Below are 14,095 nucleotides of genomic sequence, written 5' to 3'. Positions count from 1 at the left end.
GAGCTCCCGTGTCGAACACCCCCGCCGAACAGATCGTGTGGATCGACTGCGAGATGACGGGACTCGACGTCGAGCTCGACGGGCTGTGCGAGATCGCCGTGATCGTGACCGACTTCGACCTGAAGCCGCTGCACCCGGGCTTCGAACTCGTCATCAACCCGGGACCCGACGCGCTCGCCCACATGAACGACTTCGTGCGGAACATGCACGAGACCTCGGGCCTGCTCCCCCGCATCGAGGCCGGCGTCGACCTCGCGGAGGCCGACCGCCTCGTGCTCGAGTACGTCTCGCAGTGGGTGCTGCCGGGCCGCCGCCCCCTCGTCGCGGGCAACACGATCGGCATGGATCGGCGCTTCATCGCCCGCTACCTGCCGCAGCTCGAGGAGCGCCTGCACTACCGCAGCATCGACGTCTCCACGATCAAGGAGCTCTCGCGCCGCTGGTACCCGGCCACCTACTTCGCGGCTCCCGAGAAGCGCGGTGGCCACCGCGCCCTCGCCGACATCGCCGAGTCGATCCAGGAGCTCGCGTACTTCCGCGACGCCGTGCTCGTGGCGCAGCCCGGACCCGACAAGGCCGCCTCCGAGGGGTTCGCGAAGGCGGCCATGGAGCGCTTCGCCCCGCTCATCGACGGAGAGGACGCCCCCGCGGCACCGTCGGCCGGCTAGGGGCGTCCTGCTCCGCCGCTACTTGGCGTACGACTTCGCGAGCGAGTCGAGCATCATCCCCGCCGAGTAGTAGTCGAGGCGGAACGTCTCGCCCGGGGTGTACTGCACCTTGCCCGCCTCGACCGCGGGCGCGGTCGAGAACGCCGGGTTCTTGGCGACGGTGTCGTGCGCGAGCTTGTCGGCCGAGACGACGAGCCAGTTGTCGCCCGTCAGTCCCTTCTGGATGTTCTCCATCGACAGGTTCACGATGTCCTTGCGGTCGGCCCCCATCGAGGTGTCGCCCTTCACCGAGTCCGGGATCTGCGCCATGCGGAACCCGAGCTCCTGCAGGATCTGCACGTGCGGCGAGTCCTTCGTCAGCGCGGCCGCGCCCGATCCGTCCCCGAAGACCATGAGCGCGGAGGTCGTGCCCTGCGGCACCGCGATCCGCTTCTTGACGTCGGCGAGGTGCTGCTCGTAGTCCGAGATCACCTCCTTCGCCTGCGACTCGTGCCCGGTCGCCTCGGCGATCGTGCGCGTCACGTCCTGCCAGGACTCCCCGCTGTAGTCGATCACGAGCACGGGGGCGATCTTGCGCAGCTGCGCGACGCTGTCCATCTGCGAGTCGCCGCTGTTCTTCGAGACGAGGATCAGATCGGGCGCGTACTCGACGGCGTTCTCGATGTTCGGAGAGGCGTTCTCGTAGAGCTTCTTCACCTTCGCGGCCTTCGCCTCCTTCGACCACTGGTTGAAGAAGCCCTGGTCGTCGCTCAGGCCGTCGATGTTGGGGCTGGTCGAGGCGCTCGCGACGACCGGCGCACCGACGGCCAGCGCCGATCCGGTGAGCGTCGTCGAGGTCGAGACGATGACCTTCGGCTGCTCCTTGAGGGTCAGCTTCCCGTCCGAGGTCTGGATCGTGCGCGGCCACCCGCCGCTCGTCCCGCCCGATGCCTCGCCCGCGTCCCCCTGGCCGCCCGAGGCGCACGCCGAGAGCGTCGCGGCCACGAGGATCGCGCCCGCGATCGCTCCGAGCCGTCGCCGGGATCGGGTGTTCTGCTGGGCCGAATGCCGAATGCGCATCGCCTTACCTTTCTGCGGCCGCGGTGGCCGGTGCTGTCGGAATCTCGGGTTCTCCGTCGTGGACCGCGTCCCGAGGCGGTTCGTGCGGGATCACCAGCGGCGTTCCCGTCACGGGGTCTGGAATGACGAGGGCGGGCAGGCCGAAGATCTCGGCAACGGCGTCGCCCGTCACGACCTCGGCGGGCGGACCGCTCGCCCGGATCCGGCCGTCGCGCATCGCGACGAGGTGCGTCGCGTACCGCGCGGCCTGGTTGAGGTCGTGCAGCACGGCCACGATGGTGCGCCCCTCGTCGCGGTTGAGCCGTCGGCACAGCTCGAGCAGCTCGTACTGGTGCGCCAGATCGAGGAACGTGGTCGGTTCGTCGAGCAGGATCGTCTCCGTCTCCTGCGCGAGCACGAGCGCGATCCATACGCGCTGCCGCTGGCCGCCGGAGAGCGCGTCGACCGGGCGGTCCGCGAGCGGCGCGACCCCGGTGACGCGCATCGCCCGCTCGACCGCTTCGTGATCCGCGGCGCTCCACTGCCGGATCACGCCCTGGTGCGGGGACCGTCCCCGCGCGACGAGGTCGCGCACGCGCATCCCGTCGGGCGCGAGCGCCGACTGCGGCAGCAGACCGACCCGCCGCGCGACCTGCTTGGTGCCGAGCCGGTGGATGTCCTCGCCGTCGAGCAGCACGGTTCCCGCGCTCGGGCGGTGCAGCCGGGCGAGCGCGCGCAGCAGCGTCGACTTGCCGCAGGCGTTCGGCCCGACGATCACGGTGAACTCGCCCTCCGGAATGCCGATGTCGAGCCCGGCCGCGATGATCGTGGAATCGTAAGCGAGCGTCGCCTCCCGCGCGGCGAGGCGGGGCGAGGATTCGCGGGTCATGAGGTTCTCCGGTTCTCGAGGAGCAGCAGGGCCATGAAGTAGGTGCCTCCGACCGCGGCGGTGACGATGCCGACGGGCATGCTGTCGAGCGCGGCCTGGCTCAGCACGTCGGCGCCGAGCAGCAGCAGCGCGCCCGTGGCGGCCGAGGCGGGCAGGGAGGCGACGGAGTCGCGCGCCAGTCGGCGCGCGAGGTGGGGCGCGATGAGCGCGACGAACATGATCGGGCCGACCGCGGTCGTGGCGAGCGCGACGAGCACGGTGCCCGCGAGCACCATCAGCGCCCGCGTGCGTTCCACCCGCAGGCCGAGCGACGCCGCGAGATCGGGGCCGAGCTCCAGGTCCCGCATCGCCGGCGCGAGCGCGAGCGTCGCTCCGAGCACGACGAGCACGCAGATCGCGGTCGGGATCGCGACGCTCCAGTCGGAGGCCTCGAGCGTTCCGGTCACGGCGCGCAGCGCGCCGAACGCGGCGTCGCTGTCGGCGCGCACGAGCAGCCAGCGGTTGAACGCCCCGAGCATCGCGCTGATGGCGATGCCCGACAGGATCAGCACCAGGCCGCCGAACCCGCTGCGCAGCGACAGCGCGTAGATCACGGCGCCCACCGCGATGCCGCCGACGAGCGATGCGGCCGAGACCGAGGCGTACGACGCGCCGAACAGCAGCACCGCGACGAGGATCCCGGTCTGAGCGCCCATCGAGAAGCCGATCAGGTCGGGGCTGCCGAGCGGATTGCGGGTGACCGACTGGAACAGGGCGCCCGAGACGCCGAGCGCGGCGCCGACGACGAGGGCGAGCACGATGCGGGATCCGCGCCACTCGACGATCACGAGGTGCGCGCCGCGGTCCTCCTCGCCGAGCAGCAGACGCCAGGCATCCGCGTAGCCGTAGGAGGAGGCGCCGACGCCGATCGCGATCACCGCGAGCACGACGCAGGCCAGCAGGAGCAGCGCGGTGATCCGCACCGTGCGGCGCGGCAGCAGCAGCGAACGGTCGCCGCCGAGTCCGACCCAGCGCGTGCCGGAGGGATGCGGGGGTGCGAGACGGGTCATCGGCGGGCTCCGCTCAGCCGGAGCACCATGACGAGCAGCACCGGGGCGCCGACGAAGGCGATGAGCAGCCCCACCGCGAGCTCCCCCGGCCGCGCGACGACGCGGCCGACCACGTCGGCGCTCAGCACGAGGATCGGTCCGGCGACGGCGCACAGCGCGATGATCCACCCCCGGTGCGGGCCCATGATCCAGGCGCAGACGAGCGGGACGACGAGGCCGACGAACGAGATCGGGCCCGCCGCGGCCGTCGCCGCGGCGCACAGCAGCGTGAGCGCGATCAATGCCACGACCCGGGTTCGAGCGACCGGCGTGCCGAGCGCTGCCGCGACGTCGTCCCCGAGCGAGAGATCGGTGAGCCCGCGCGCGATCGTCAGCACCAGCAGGAGGCCGATCAGCACGGGGACGACGACCAGCGGCAGCGGCACGTCCATGCGGGTGAGGCTGCCGACGTCCCAGAACCGGAAGGCGTCGAACGCCCGCGGCTTCAGCAGCAGCACGGCCGAGATGACGCCTCCCGTGGCGGCCGAGAACGCGATGCCCGCCAGCACGAGACGCATCGGCGAGGCGCTCCCCGTGCCGCGCGTCCCGATGAGGAACACGACGGCGGCGGCGGTCAGCGATCCGACGGCGCACAGTGCGAACTGGGCCGAGGGGCTGGTCATCCCGAGGAAACCGGCGCCCAGCACGACCGCGAGCGACCCGCCGGAGGTGACGCCGAGCAGACCGGGATCCGCCAGGGGGTTGCGCGTCACGGCCTGCATCACGGCGCCGGCCACCGCGAGCGCGCAGCCGACGGCGAGTCCGATGATCACGCGCGTGAACCGCATGCCGCCGACGATGTAGCTCTCGTTGCTGCCGTCGGGGTGCTGCAGCAGGTGCCACACGCGATCGAGCGGGATGGTCGAGGAGCCGATGGCGAACGCTGCCGCGATGATGACCAGGAGCAGTGCCCCGGCGACCAGGAGCGCCGTCACGCGGACGACGGTGCGCGGCGTTCTCGGCGGCCGATCCGACGGCGCACGGGAGGGAACGGTTTCAGTGCGGGTCACGATCGGGGTCCTCGGGGTCACGGGCGGGAGCGGAATCCGAGCCGGAATCCGAAGCTTCGTCAAACATCGGACGAAGGTAAGGCTATCCTACATACGATGAATGCTTCGATCGCAACCCCGTCGTCCTCGCCGCCCTTCCTCCCCCCGATTCCGCGCAGATCATCGCCCACCCGCGTGGTCGACGCCCTCGCGCGCGGCGCGAGCGCCGAGGACGTCCTCGCCGAGGCCGCGCGCGTCGGCGGAGCCTGGATCGATCCCGACCCCGACGCCCCGGACCACCGCATCGTCACCGTGGTCCGCCGCCTCGAGCACGACGACGAGTCCGCGGTCCTGCTGATCGACACCGTCACCCACCTGCATCGATCCGACCTCGCCCCCTTCGTGCTCGACCGCGTCGAGCACGAAGGGAGCCGCCTGCACGCGGGCGCGTTCTCGCTGCCCGCGACGCTGCGCGCGACCGTCGCGCTGCTCGTCGAGCGCCCGCTCGATCCCGAGCTCGGCGCCACCCGCGAGCGCTGGCGTCCGGTCTACGACCGCACCGAGGCGCTGCCCGGAGACGGCGAGGTGTGCGTCACGGCCGGCGGCGGGCGCAGCAGCATCCTCTCGCTCCCCGACGCGCTGCCGGAGCGATTCGTGCGCGCGGACCCCTCCGAGGATCCCGTTCCCGCGGGGACGATCCACCGCGGGCGGATCGATTCGCGAATTCTCGGATTCCCGCTCGACGTCTGGTGCCACCTGCCCGCGAACGCGGCGGAGCGCGGCGTCTCGGGCGTCGCGCTTCTCAGCGACGGCGACCGGCTCACCTCCGAGGTCCCCATGCTCCCCGCGCTCGATCGGGCATCGGCGGCCGGTGCGCTCGTTCCGGCCGCGACAGTGCTCTACGCGACCGCGGACCCCGCAGATCGGCCGAGGGCACTCGGCATGAACCCCGCCCTCGCCGGCTTCCTGACGGACGAGCTGCTCCCCTGGGCCGGGTCCTTCGCGGCGCTGCCGACGGATCCCGAACGGCGCGTCGTGGGCGGTGCCTCCCTCGGCGGGCTCGCCGCAGCGGACCTCGTGCGTCGAGCACCGCACGTCGCGCGGAACGCCATCGTGCAATCGGGCTCGTTCTGGTGGCCGGACCCCGCGGACGGTGCCGCGCCGGGCGAGCAGCTGGAGCTGTGGCGCGGCGGCGGGTCCGCGGCCGGGATCCGCATCTTCCAGGAGGTCGGCGAGTTCGAGGGGCACTTGCTCGGGCTCAACCGGGAGTTCCGCGCGCTGGCGGAGGGTGCCGGGGCGGCCGTGCAGTACCGGGAGTACTGCGGCGGACACGACTTCGCGTGCTGGCGCGTCGGCCTCGTCGACGGACTCATCGCGCTGCTGGGCGGGGAGGCGAGCGGCGCGCCCGCACGGCGCGCCTGAACGCTCGGGCGAACGGCCCGGCCGAGGCCGCGCCTACCCGTCCGCCTCGAGCTCCCGGCGGCGCATCAGCGCGAACGCCGCTCCGCCGGCGAGCACCAGCACCAGCAGCAGCCAGACGAGGCCGCGCAGGTCCGCGCCGTTTCCCTCGGGAACCGGGGCCACCGCGAAGGGCGAGAGGTTCACGACCCAGTCCGGCGCCCCGAACAGCGGAGCGAACAGTCCGAGCATCAGGGTGACGAGCACCAGGCTCCAGCCGAGACCGATGGTGAGCCGCGGCAGGACCACGAACACGAGTGCGGTGACCGCCGCGAACACCGCGGCGGCTGCGGCCTGCCCCGCACCCGAGATCACGGCGTCGCCCAACAGCGAGCCGTCGCCGGCGCGCAGCGCGCCGAGGGCGGACCCCGCGACCGCGAGCGCGAGGATCACCACGACGCCGACGAGCGCGACCACGACGAAGGAGGCGAGCCAGACGACGCGGTCGACGGCCGCCGAGCGGACCAGCTCCGCCGTGCCGTGCGCCTCCTCCTGACGCGCCCGCGACACGGTCTGCACCGCGAAGCAGGCGGCGAGCACCCCGGCCACCAGATAGAAGATCACGATCATGCCCTGGTTCACGCTGCCGCCCTTGGCCAGCGCCTGCAGCAGCTGCTGCACCGCGGGCACCTTGCCGCCCATGTCAGTGACGACCGAGGCGAGTCCGGTCGCCAGCGCCCCCGTGAGCAGGGCACCGATCCCCCAGCCGAGCAGCGACCCCCGGGTCAGTCGCCAGGCGAGCGCCCAGACGGATCCCAGCGAGGCCGGGGCGAACGCCGGGCCCGGGCGTTCCGGCACCAGGCCGCCGTCGAGGTCGCGTGCGCCGTGCAGCGCGTAGGCGACGCCGACGAGCACGACGGCGAGACCGAGCGCCGCCGCCAGCGGCGCCCAGTTGTCGTCGGCGAACGGGCGGGTCTGCTCGATCCACCCGAACGGAGAGGTCCACGCGAGCCAGGAGCTCTCGATGCGCTGCAGGTCGGCGCTCGGCGTGCCCAGCGCGTTGCCGATGCCCGAAGCCAGGAACGTCGCGAGCAGGACCCACACCCCGAGGGCGTTCGCGCCCCGGCTCGTGCGCATCAACTGCGCCGCGCAGAGCCCGACGGCGAGGAACACCAGCCCGGCCACCGCGGTGCCCGCGCCGGCCACGAGCGACCCGCCCGGAGCGAGCCCGAGCGCGAGGGAGACCACCGCGACCAGCAGGCCCAGCAGGACCGACGCGCCGGCGCCCTCGATGAGCGTCGCGGTGAGCGGGGCCGAACGCCCCGCCCGCGTCGCGCCGATCAGCTCGGCGCGACCCGATTCCTCATCGCCCCGCGTGTGCCGCACCGCGAGGAACAGCGCCATGAACGCCGCCATCATCGCCAGCCAGGGCAGGATCAGGAACAGCATGAACGCCGCGTCGTCGGGGCCAGAGGGGAGACCACGGAACAGCAGGATGACGGGATTCGCCACGACGGTCTGCAGCAGCACCTTGCGCTCGGCGAGCGAGCCGTAGCTCGCGGACACCCCGCTCTGCGCCGAGTAGGCCAGCAGCACGGTCGCGATGATCCAGAGCAGCAGCTGCACCCGGTCGCGGCGGATCCGCAACCGCAGCAGCGGCATCAGGGCGGGCATCACGCACCTCCCGCTGCGTTCCGGGCGTGCCGTCGCCCCGCTCGGGTCGCGGGGTCGACGCCCGGCGAACCGCTCGCCAGGTCGTCGCCGTAGTGGTGCAGGAACAGGGTCTCGAGCGTCGGCGGCTCGATGCGGAGCCCGGTGACGCCTAGCCGCGCAAGCTCGGGCAGCAGTGCGGACACCCCGTCGCTCGGCGCCGTGAACCGCACGCGCCCGCCGCTCACCTCGAGGTCGACCGCGCCCGGTACGTCGAGCGCCTGACCGCCCGGGGGCTCGACGAAGGAGATCTCGGTGCTGGTCAGGTGCCGCAGCTCGGCCAGCGTGCCCGAGTCGACGATGCGTCCGGCGCGGATGATGCTGACGCGGTCGCAGAGCTGCTCGACCTCCGAGAGGATGTGGCTCGACAGCAGCACCGCGGCGCCCTGGAAGCGCACGCGCTCGACCTCCTCGCGGAACACGACCTCCATGAGGGGGTCGAGACCGCTCGTCGGTTCGTCGAGGATGTAGAGCTCGGCCGCGACCGAGAACGCGGCGATCAGCGCGACCTTCTGACGATTGCCCTTGGAGTAGGAGCGCCCCTTCTTGCGCGGGTCGAACTGGAACGCCTGCGCGAGCCGATCGCGCTCGGAGCGGTAGTCGGCGCTGCGCGTGTCGGCGCCGCGGAGGCGGGCGAGCAGGTCGATGATCTCGCCGCCCGTGAGGTTCGGCCACAGGCTGACGTCGCCGGGCACGGACGCGATCCGCCGGTGCAGCTTCGCCGCGTCGTTCCAGGGATCGCGGTCGAACACCTCGGCGCGGCCGCCGCTCGGGCGAGCGAGCCCCAGGAGGATCCGGATGGTGGTCGACTTGCCCGCGCCGTTGGGGCCGAGGAAGCCGTGGACCTCGCCCGCGGACACCGAGAGATCGAGGCCGTCCAGTGCTCTGACCCGACCGTAGTTCTTCTGCAGCCCGACCGTGCGGACCACCGCATCTTCGCTCATGGCGCTCACACTACGCCGCTCGGGGTGGGATGGTGCAACACCCGAATATCAGTCGGGGCGCTCCCACAGCGGCCGCTCAGGGTTCGGGATCGTCCTCGCGTTCCCACGCGATCCCGATGAGGCGCCGGAGCACTCCGAGGTCGATGTCGGAGAGCCGTTTCACATACACGCAGCCCGCCCCCTCGGTGTAGCGACCGAGCTCCGGCAGCAGCTCCGCGCCGGCGGGCAGGTCCTTCAGCCCGTAGATCGACAGTGCGGACTTCCGCGGCGAGAATCCGACCCTGGGCCAGGTGCCTCGAGTGCGCGGGTTGGCCGCCGAGATGTAGCGATAGGAGCCGTAGCCGACGATCGACGGGCCCCACATGACGGGCTCGACCCCCGTGGTCTCCGTGAAGATCCGGGCGAGCTCGATCCCGTCCGCCCGGCGCACCGCGGGGGTCGCGGCATCGAGGAACGCGTCGACATCGGCGTCGGTCGGGCCGGTTTTGACAGCTGACATAGGTCCATTGTGCACGCTCGGAGCGGCATACTGGACGGATGACCGTTTCCGCCGCGCGCACCCCGCCGCGTTGGGCCGCACCGGCGATCGGAGTGTTCGCCGCGCTGGTCGGTTTCTGGGGCTCCTGGATCCCCTCCTACTGGGGCGACGAGGCGGCCAGCCTGATGTCGGCCGTGCGGCCCCTGAGCTCGCTCCCCGCCGAGCTGCTGCACGTCGACGCGGTGCACGGCGCCTACTACCTGCTGCTGCACGCCTGGGTCGATCTGCTCGGCCCGAGCGAGGCGGCGACCCGATCCCTCAGCGCGATCGCGATCGGCATCGCGGCCGCGGGGATCGTGCTCCTCGGTGCCCGCTGGTGGAAGCCGAGCGTCGGCGTCGCGGCCGGCATCGTCTTCGCCCTGCTGCCGCGCACCACCGATCTCGCGGTCGAAGCGCGCAGCTACGCGCTGTCGATCGCGGCCGCGGTCTGGCTGACGCTCTGGATCTCGTCGATCATCCGCCGCGGCGGAGCCCGCCGGTGGGAGTGGGTCGGCTACGCGGTCGCCACGGCCGCATCGGGCGCCCTCTTCCTCTACCTGCTCTTCCTGCCCGCCGTGCACCTGGTGGCGGCGCTCACCGCGACCCGCGTCGGAGCGGATCCGGCCCCGGCCGCGATCGGGGCCGCGCGCACCCGCCTGCTGCGCGGCTGGCTCCGTGCGACCGTCGGGGCCGCGGTGCTGTCGCTGCCCTTCGTCGTCGTCACCCTCGCGCAGAAGGACCAGGTCGCGTTCCTCGCCAACCGCGGATACCTGACCCTGCAGAACGTCCTCGCGACCCAGTGGTTCAGCACCCCCGGCACTGCGATCGTGCTGTGGACCCCGATCCTGATCGGCGCCATCGCGTCGCTCTCGGTCGGCCGACGCGGCCCGCTCGGCCGACTGGCCGCGGGCCTCGGCGCCGCCGCGGGCACGCGCGAGTCGGATCCGCACGCGTCCCGCTCCGTACCCGCGTTCTGGCCGACGCTCGTCTGGCTGCTGCTGCCGACGCTCGCGCTCGTGCTGCTCGACGTCGCGATCGCACCGACCTACAACATGCGGTACACCGCCTACTCGCTGCCGGCCGCCGCCCTGCTCGCGGGGGCGGGCATCGCCGCCCTGTCCGGGTGGATCGCGCGCGGCCCGGGCGCTTCGGCGTCGCTGGTGGTCTGCGGGCTCCTCGCGGTCGCCGTCTCGGTGGCGCCGCACTACGCCTCCCAGCGCACCGAGTTCGCGAAGGACGGCGGCGCCGACTTCCGTGCGGCCGCCGACGTCATCGCCGCGGACGCGGAACCCGGCGACGCGCTGCTGTTCGGCGAATCGGTGCGCCCCTCGCGCAATCCTCGACTCGTGTACCGGCTCTACCAGGACCGCTTCACCGATATGGCCGATCCGCAGCTCCGAATCGCGTACGATCGCAAGGCCGGTCTGTGGGATACGCTCGCTCCGGTGTCGGAAGTCGCCTCGGAGCTCACCGCGCAGCGGATCTGGCTCATCGAACGCCCAGCCGCGGGGCATACGGCCGCCGATACGCTGACGCTCATGGATGCCGGCTACCGGCTGGTGCAGCGGACGACGCTGCCGCGCACGGAGGTGCTGCAGTTCGAGAAGACAACAGGAGGGAACCCGTGAACGGTCGCGCGGTCGTGGTGCTCCCGACCTACAACGAGGCGGAGAATCTGCCGCGCATGGTGTCCCGGATCCAGGCGGTGCTGCCCGAGGCCGCGATCCTCGTCGTCGACGACGCCTCCCCCGACGGCACCGGTCGCATCGCCGACCGCTACGCCTCCGCCGACCCGGCCTTCCACGTGCTGCACCGACCGGGCAAGGGCGGCCTCGGCCCCGCCTACATCGCCGGCTTCGCCCGCGCGCGCGAACTCGGCTACCGGGTCATCGTGCAGTCCGACGCCGACGGTTCGCACCGCCCCGAGGACCTGCCCGTGCTGCTCGCCGCGCTCGACACGGCCGACGTCGCCGTGGGGTCGCGCTGGGTGCCCGGCGGCGGCCTCGGCGGGCACTGGCCCTGGTACCGCAAGCGGATCTCCCGCGTCGGGAGCCGCTACGCCGGAACCCTGCTGAAGCTCCCCCAGAAGGACATCACCGGCGGGTTCCGCGCCTTCACCGCGGACGCGCTCGACGCGATCCGGCCCGGCCTCGTGACGAGCCGCGGCTACTGCTTCCAGATCGAGATGCTCGACCGGGCGGCGCGCTCGGGCTGCCGGATCGCCGAAGTACCGATCACCTTCGACGATCGCATGCACGGCGTCTCGAAGATGTCACCGCGCATCGTGTTCGAGGCCTTCCGGCGGGTGACCGCCTGGGGCCTCGCGCGCGCGTTCCGCCGCCCGAAGCCGCTCCCGCAGATCTCTCGGAGCGAAGCCCGTGCTTGATCACCCGCGCCGGCGCACGGACGGGCTGCGCACGCTCGTGCGCCAGCTCCTCCAGTTCGCCGTCGTCGGCGGTTTCGGGTTCGTGGTCGACGTCGGCCTCTTCAACCTGCTGCGCGCCCACCCGCCGACGGGGCTCGCCGACCAGTGGCCGATCATCGCGAAGTGCATCTCGGTGCTCGCCGCGATCGCGGTCAACTGGATGGGCAACCGCTGGTGGACCTTCCGGTCGTCCCGCCGGCGCAACACCGCGCGCGAGGCCGTCGAGTTCCTCATCGCGAGCCTCGTCGGCAGCGGTGTCTCGCTGCTCTGCCTCTGGGTCTCCCACTACGTGCTCGACCTGCGGTCGGTGCTCGCCGACAACATCTCGGCGAACTTCATCGGCCTGGCGCTCGGCTCGGCGGTCCGGTTCGCGGCCTACCGGTGGTGGGTGTTCGCCGAGCACCGCATCGCCGCCGAGGACCGCGTTCAGTAGCCGCGCAGGCGATCCCGAACGATCCCGACCGCTTCGGTACGGCTGCTCGCCCCGAGCTTCGCGAACAGCGCGTTGACGTGGCTCTTCACCGTCGCGATCGAGATGAAGAACGACGACGCGATCTCGGCGTTGCTCGCGCCCGAAGCGATCGCCGCGAGCACCTCGCGCTCGCGGGGCGTGAGCTCCGGGAACCCCGCTCGGAGCGCCGCGGCGTCGACGGGGGCGCTCTCGATCGAGGCCTCGACCGGGCTCCGCGGTCCGCCGTCGGATCCGGTCGCACCATCGGCGCCGCCCCCGCCGACGAACACGCGTACCAGCTGCCCGGCCGCGGACTCCGAGAAGACGGTCCCGCCCCGGGCCACGGAACGGATCGCGTCCACGAGCTGCACCCGGCCGGCGTCCTTGGTGAGAAAGCCTCGCGCACCGGCGGCCAGGGCGGAGCGCAGCGAGTCGCCGTCGTCGAAGGTCGTGAGCACCAGCACGGCGACCCCGGGCTGCTCGGCCCGCAACCGCCGCGTCGCCTCGACGCCGCCGATGCCGGGCATCCGCAGGTCCATGAGCACGACATCGGGCCGGGTCTCGCCCGCGAGCTCGACCGCGCGCTCGCCCGTCGCCGCCTCGCCGACCACCGCGAGCTCGGGGCTGAGGTCGAGGATCGTGACCAGGCCGTCGCGCACGATGTCCTGATCGTCGGCGACGAGCACCCGGATGGGCGCGGGCGCGGGGCCGGTCACGCGTCGACCCCGAGGAACGGCACCGTCACCGACAGCACGAACCGCCGAATGCGCGGGCCGGACTCGTCATCGACCGTGTGTTCACGGGCCTCCATCGCGGCGGGCGGGCCGAGCGAGAGCACCCGCTCGCGAAGGCCGCGCAGACCGAAGCCGCCGCCGGGGATCTCGTTCACGTGGCCTCCCTGGGCGAGCGCGTTCTCGACGCGCAGGCGCACGTCGTCGCTACCGGGTTCGAGCAGCAGGCGCGTCGCGCCGCCCCCGTGCTTCCGCGCGTTCGCGAGCCCCTCCTGGGCGGCGCGCTCGATCGCCATCGCCGCGGACGCGGACAACGCGCGCGCCCGCTGATCTGCGCCTTCGGGCAGCACGACTTCCAGATCGCCGCCCACGGCGTTCGCGATCGAGCCGATCCGATCCCGCAGGATCGGCCACGGCACCGGCTCCTCATCGTTCCCCTCGCGCAACGCGTGCACCGCCGCGCGCGCCTCCCGGAGCCCCTCGACCGCGAGCTCCCGGGCCGCGGCGACCCGCGCTCCGGCAGCCTCGATCCGCCCGGCCTCGATCTGCAGCGCGACGGCGTCGAGCTGCACGACCAGACCTCCGAGGCTGTGCGCGAGCACGTCGTGCAGATCACGTGCGAGCGAGCGCTTGCGCGCCTCATCGCGAAGTGCGAGCTCGCGCTCCGCTGCGCGCGCCCGGTCACGGGCGGTGGCGGCCCGCTGCCGCCAGCTCAGTCCGGCCGCGATGCCGATCCCGAGACCGAAGAGCGTGTTCACCAGCTGCGAGATGGACGCGCCGGCGAAGCTGGCGCTGAGGCAGTGCAGCAGGATCGCGGCACCGCAGACGGCGAGGGCCGCACCGATCGGGACGGCGATCTCCGAGAGGAAGATCGCCGCGGCCACCGCCGCGGGGAACGTGCCGATCCCGTTCGTCGCCCCGGAGCTCGCGCTCGCCAGCAGCGCCGCGACACCGGCAGCGGCCGCCATCAGCACCTCCCGTCGTCGCAGGCGCGGATCCGGCGCGCCCGTCGCGAGCGAACTCGATCCGGTCGTGGGGATCGCGATGAGCGCGATGAGCCGCACCGCCAGGAGGGCGAGCGAGAGCGAGAGCAGGACCGTCGCCCAGAGCGGGGACGGTTGCAGCGCGAGGAGCCAGACGCTCAGGCCGATCACCGTGGCCTGGAGCACGATCGTGCTCCAGGGCCGGCCCAGCACGAGCACCAGTGGAATCTGCATGCCCTCATTCTGCCGTCGGCATCGCCCGTT

General features: G+C 72.6%; 14 protein-coding genes. 5 read left to right on the top strand and 9 right to left on the bottom strand.

All coding sequences use genetic code 11. From position 1 onward, the window contains the following. Positions 1-8 precede the first annotated feature (8 nt). Positions 9-668: an oligoribonuclease gene (gene orn, locus ABD169_RS09070; RefSeq protein WP_084820939.1), complete on the top strand. Its 660-nt coding sequence runs from the start codon at positions 9-11 to the stop codon at positions 666-668. Between the two features lie 18 nt (positions 669-686). Here the strand turns inward: orn and fepB are convergent, their stop codons facing one another. The 4 genes from fepB to ABD169_RS09050 are packed head-to-tail and all read right to left on the bottom strand — an operon-like array spanning position 687 to position 4,693. After that, positions 687-1,727 (bottom strand): Fe2+-enterobactin ABC transporter substrate-binding protein, encoded by a 1,041-nt coding sequence (gene fepB / locus ABD169_RS09065; protein ID WP_344031549.1) that lies wholly within the window; start codon positions 1,725-1,727, stop codon positions 687-689. A gap of 4 nt (positions 1,728-1,731) precedes the next feature. Next, positions 1,732-2,595 carry an ABC transporter ATP-binding protein gene (locus ABD169_RS09060; RefSeq protein ID WP_344031547.1) on the bottom strand — a complete coding sequence of 288 codons (864 nt, stop codon included), beginning with the start codon at positions 2,593-2,595 and terminating at the stop codon, positions 1,732-1,734. Continuing rightward, positions 2,592-3,644, bottom strand: coding sequence for a FecCD family ABC transporter permease (locus ABD169_RS09055; protein ID WP_344031545.1), 1,053 nt, complete (start codon positions 3,642-3,644; stop codon positions 2,592-2,594). The genes ABD169_RS09060 and ABD169_RS09055 overlap by 4 nt, the downstream gene beginning before the upstream one ends. After that, a complete protein-coding gene (locus tag ABD169_RS09050) occupies positions 3,641-4,693 on the bottom strand; it encodes a FecCD family ABC transporter permease (RefSeq protein WP_344031543.1) in 1,053 nt (350 codons plus the stop codon). The genes ABD169_RS09055 and ABD169_RS09050 overlap by 4 nt, the downstream gene beginning before the upstream one ends. A gap of 96 nt (positions 4,694-4,789) precedes the next feature. Here ABD169_RS09050 and ABD169_RS09045 point away from each other — a divergent pair, with 96 nt between their 5' ends. Next, the gene (locus tag ABD169_RS09045) at positions 4,790-6,094 is read left to right on the top strand and encodes an alpha/beta hydrolase-fold protein (protein WP_344031541.1); all 1,305 of its coding nucleotides are present in this window, start codon (positions 4,790-4,792) and stop codon (positions 6,092-6,094) included. Positions 6,095-6,127: 33 nt separating this feature from the next. Here ABD169_RS09045 and ABD169_RS09040 read toward each other — a convergent pair whose 3' ends face one another. The 3 genes from ABD169_RS09040 to ABD169_RS09030 form a co-directional block, all read right to left on the bottom strand. Further along, positions 6,128-7,744, bottom strand: a complete 1,617-nt coding sequence (locus tag ABD169_RS09040; RefSeq protein ID WP_344031539.1) for an ABC transporter permease — start codon at positions 7,742-7,744, stop codon at positions 6,128-6,130. Continuing rightward, entirely contained in the window at positions 7,744-8,724 is a 981-nt protein-coding gene (locus tag ABD169_RS09035; RefSeq protein ID WP_344031537.1) for an ABC transporter ATP-binding protein, read from the bottom strand. The genes ABD169_RS09040 and ABD169_RS09035 overlap by 1 nt, the downstream gene beginning before the upstream one ends. A gap of 76 nt (positions 8,725-8,800) precedes the next feature. Next, positions 8,801-9,223, bottom strand: coding sequence for a DUF1801 domain-containing protein (locus tag ABD169_RS09030; protein ID WP_344031535.1), 423 nt, complete (start codon positions 9,221-9,223; stop codon positions 8,801-8,803). Between the two features lie 38 nt (positions 9,224-9,261). On the opposite strand from ABD169_RS09030, the gene ABD169_RS09025 reads away from it, so the two are divergent. The 3 genes from ABD169_RS09025 to ABD169_RS09015 are packed head-to-tail and all read left to right on the top strand — an operon-like array spanning position 9,262 to position 12,099. Beyond that, the gene (locus ABD169_RS09025; protein ID WP_344031533.1) at positions 9,262-10,869 is read left to right on the top strand and encodes a glycosyltransferase family 39 protein; all 1,608 of its coding nucleotides are present in this window, start codon (positions 9,262-9,264) and stop codon (positions 10,867-10,869) included. After that, positions 10,866-11,627, top strand: coding sequence for a polyprenol monophosphomannose synthase (locus tag ABD169_RS09020; protein ID WP_344031531.1), 762 nt, complete (start codon positions 10,866-10,868; stop codon positions 11,625-11,627). Before ABD169_RS09025 ends, ABD169_RS09020 begins: the two co-directional genes overlap by 4 nt. After that, on the top strand, positions 11,620-12,099 hold the full coding sequence (locus ABD169_RS09015; protein WP_344031529.1) for a GtrA family protein: 480 nt from the start codon (positions 11,620-11,622) through the stop codon (positions 12,097-12,099). Before ABD169_RS09020 ends, ABD169_RS09015 begins: the two co-directional genes overlap by 8 nt. Here the strand turns inward: ABD169_RS09015 and ABD169_RS09010 are convergent. Both ABD169_RS09010 and ABD169_RS09005 read right to left on the bottom strand, forming a co-directional pair. Beyond that, on the bottom strand, positions 12,093-12,833 hold the full coding sequence (locus ABD169_RS09010) for a response regulator transcription factor (protein ID WP_344031527.1): 741 nt from the start codon (positions 12,831-12,833) through the stop codon (positions 12,093-12,095). The two genes, ABD169_RS09015 and ABD169_RS09010, sit on opposite strands and share 7 nt — an antisense overlap. Beyond that, on the bottom strand, positions 12,830-14,065 hold the full coding sequence (locus tag ABD169_RS09005; RefSeq protein ID WP_344031525.1) for a sensor histidine kinase: 1,236 nt from the start codon (positions 14,063-14,065) through the stop codon (positions 12,830-12,832). Before ABD169_RS09005 ends, ABD169_RS09010 begins: the two co-directional genes overlap by 4 nt. Positions 14,066-14,095 lie beyond the last annotated feature (30 nt).

It is taken from the genome of Leucobacter iarius, from assembly GCF_039530105.1.
GTDB lineage: Bacteria > Actinomycetota > Actinomycetes > Actinomycetales > Microbacteriaceae > Leucobacter > Leucobacter iarius.
This window is presented reverse-complemented; position numbering and strand designations above follow the sequence as displayed.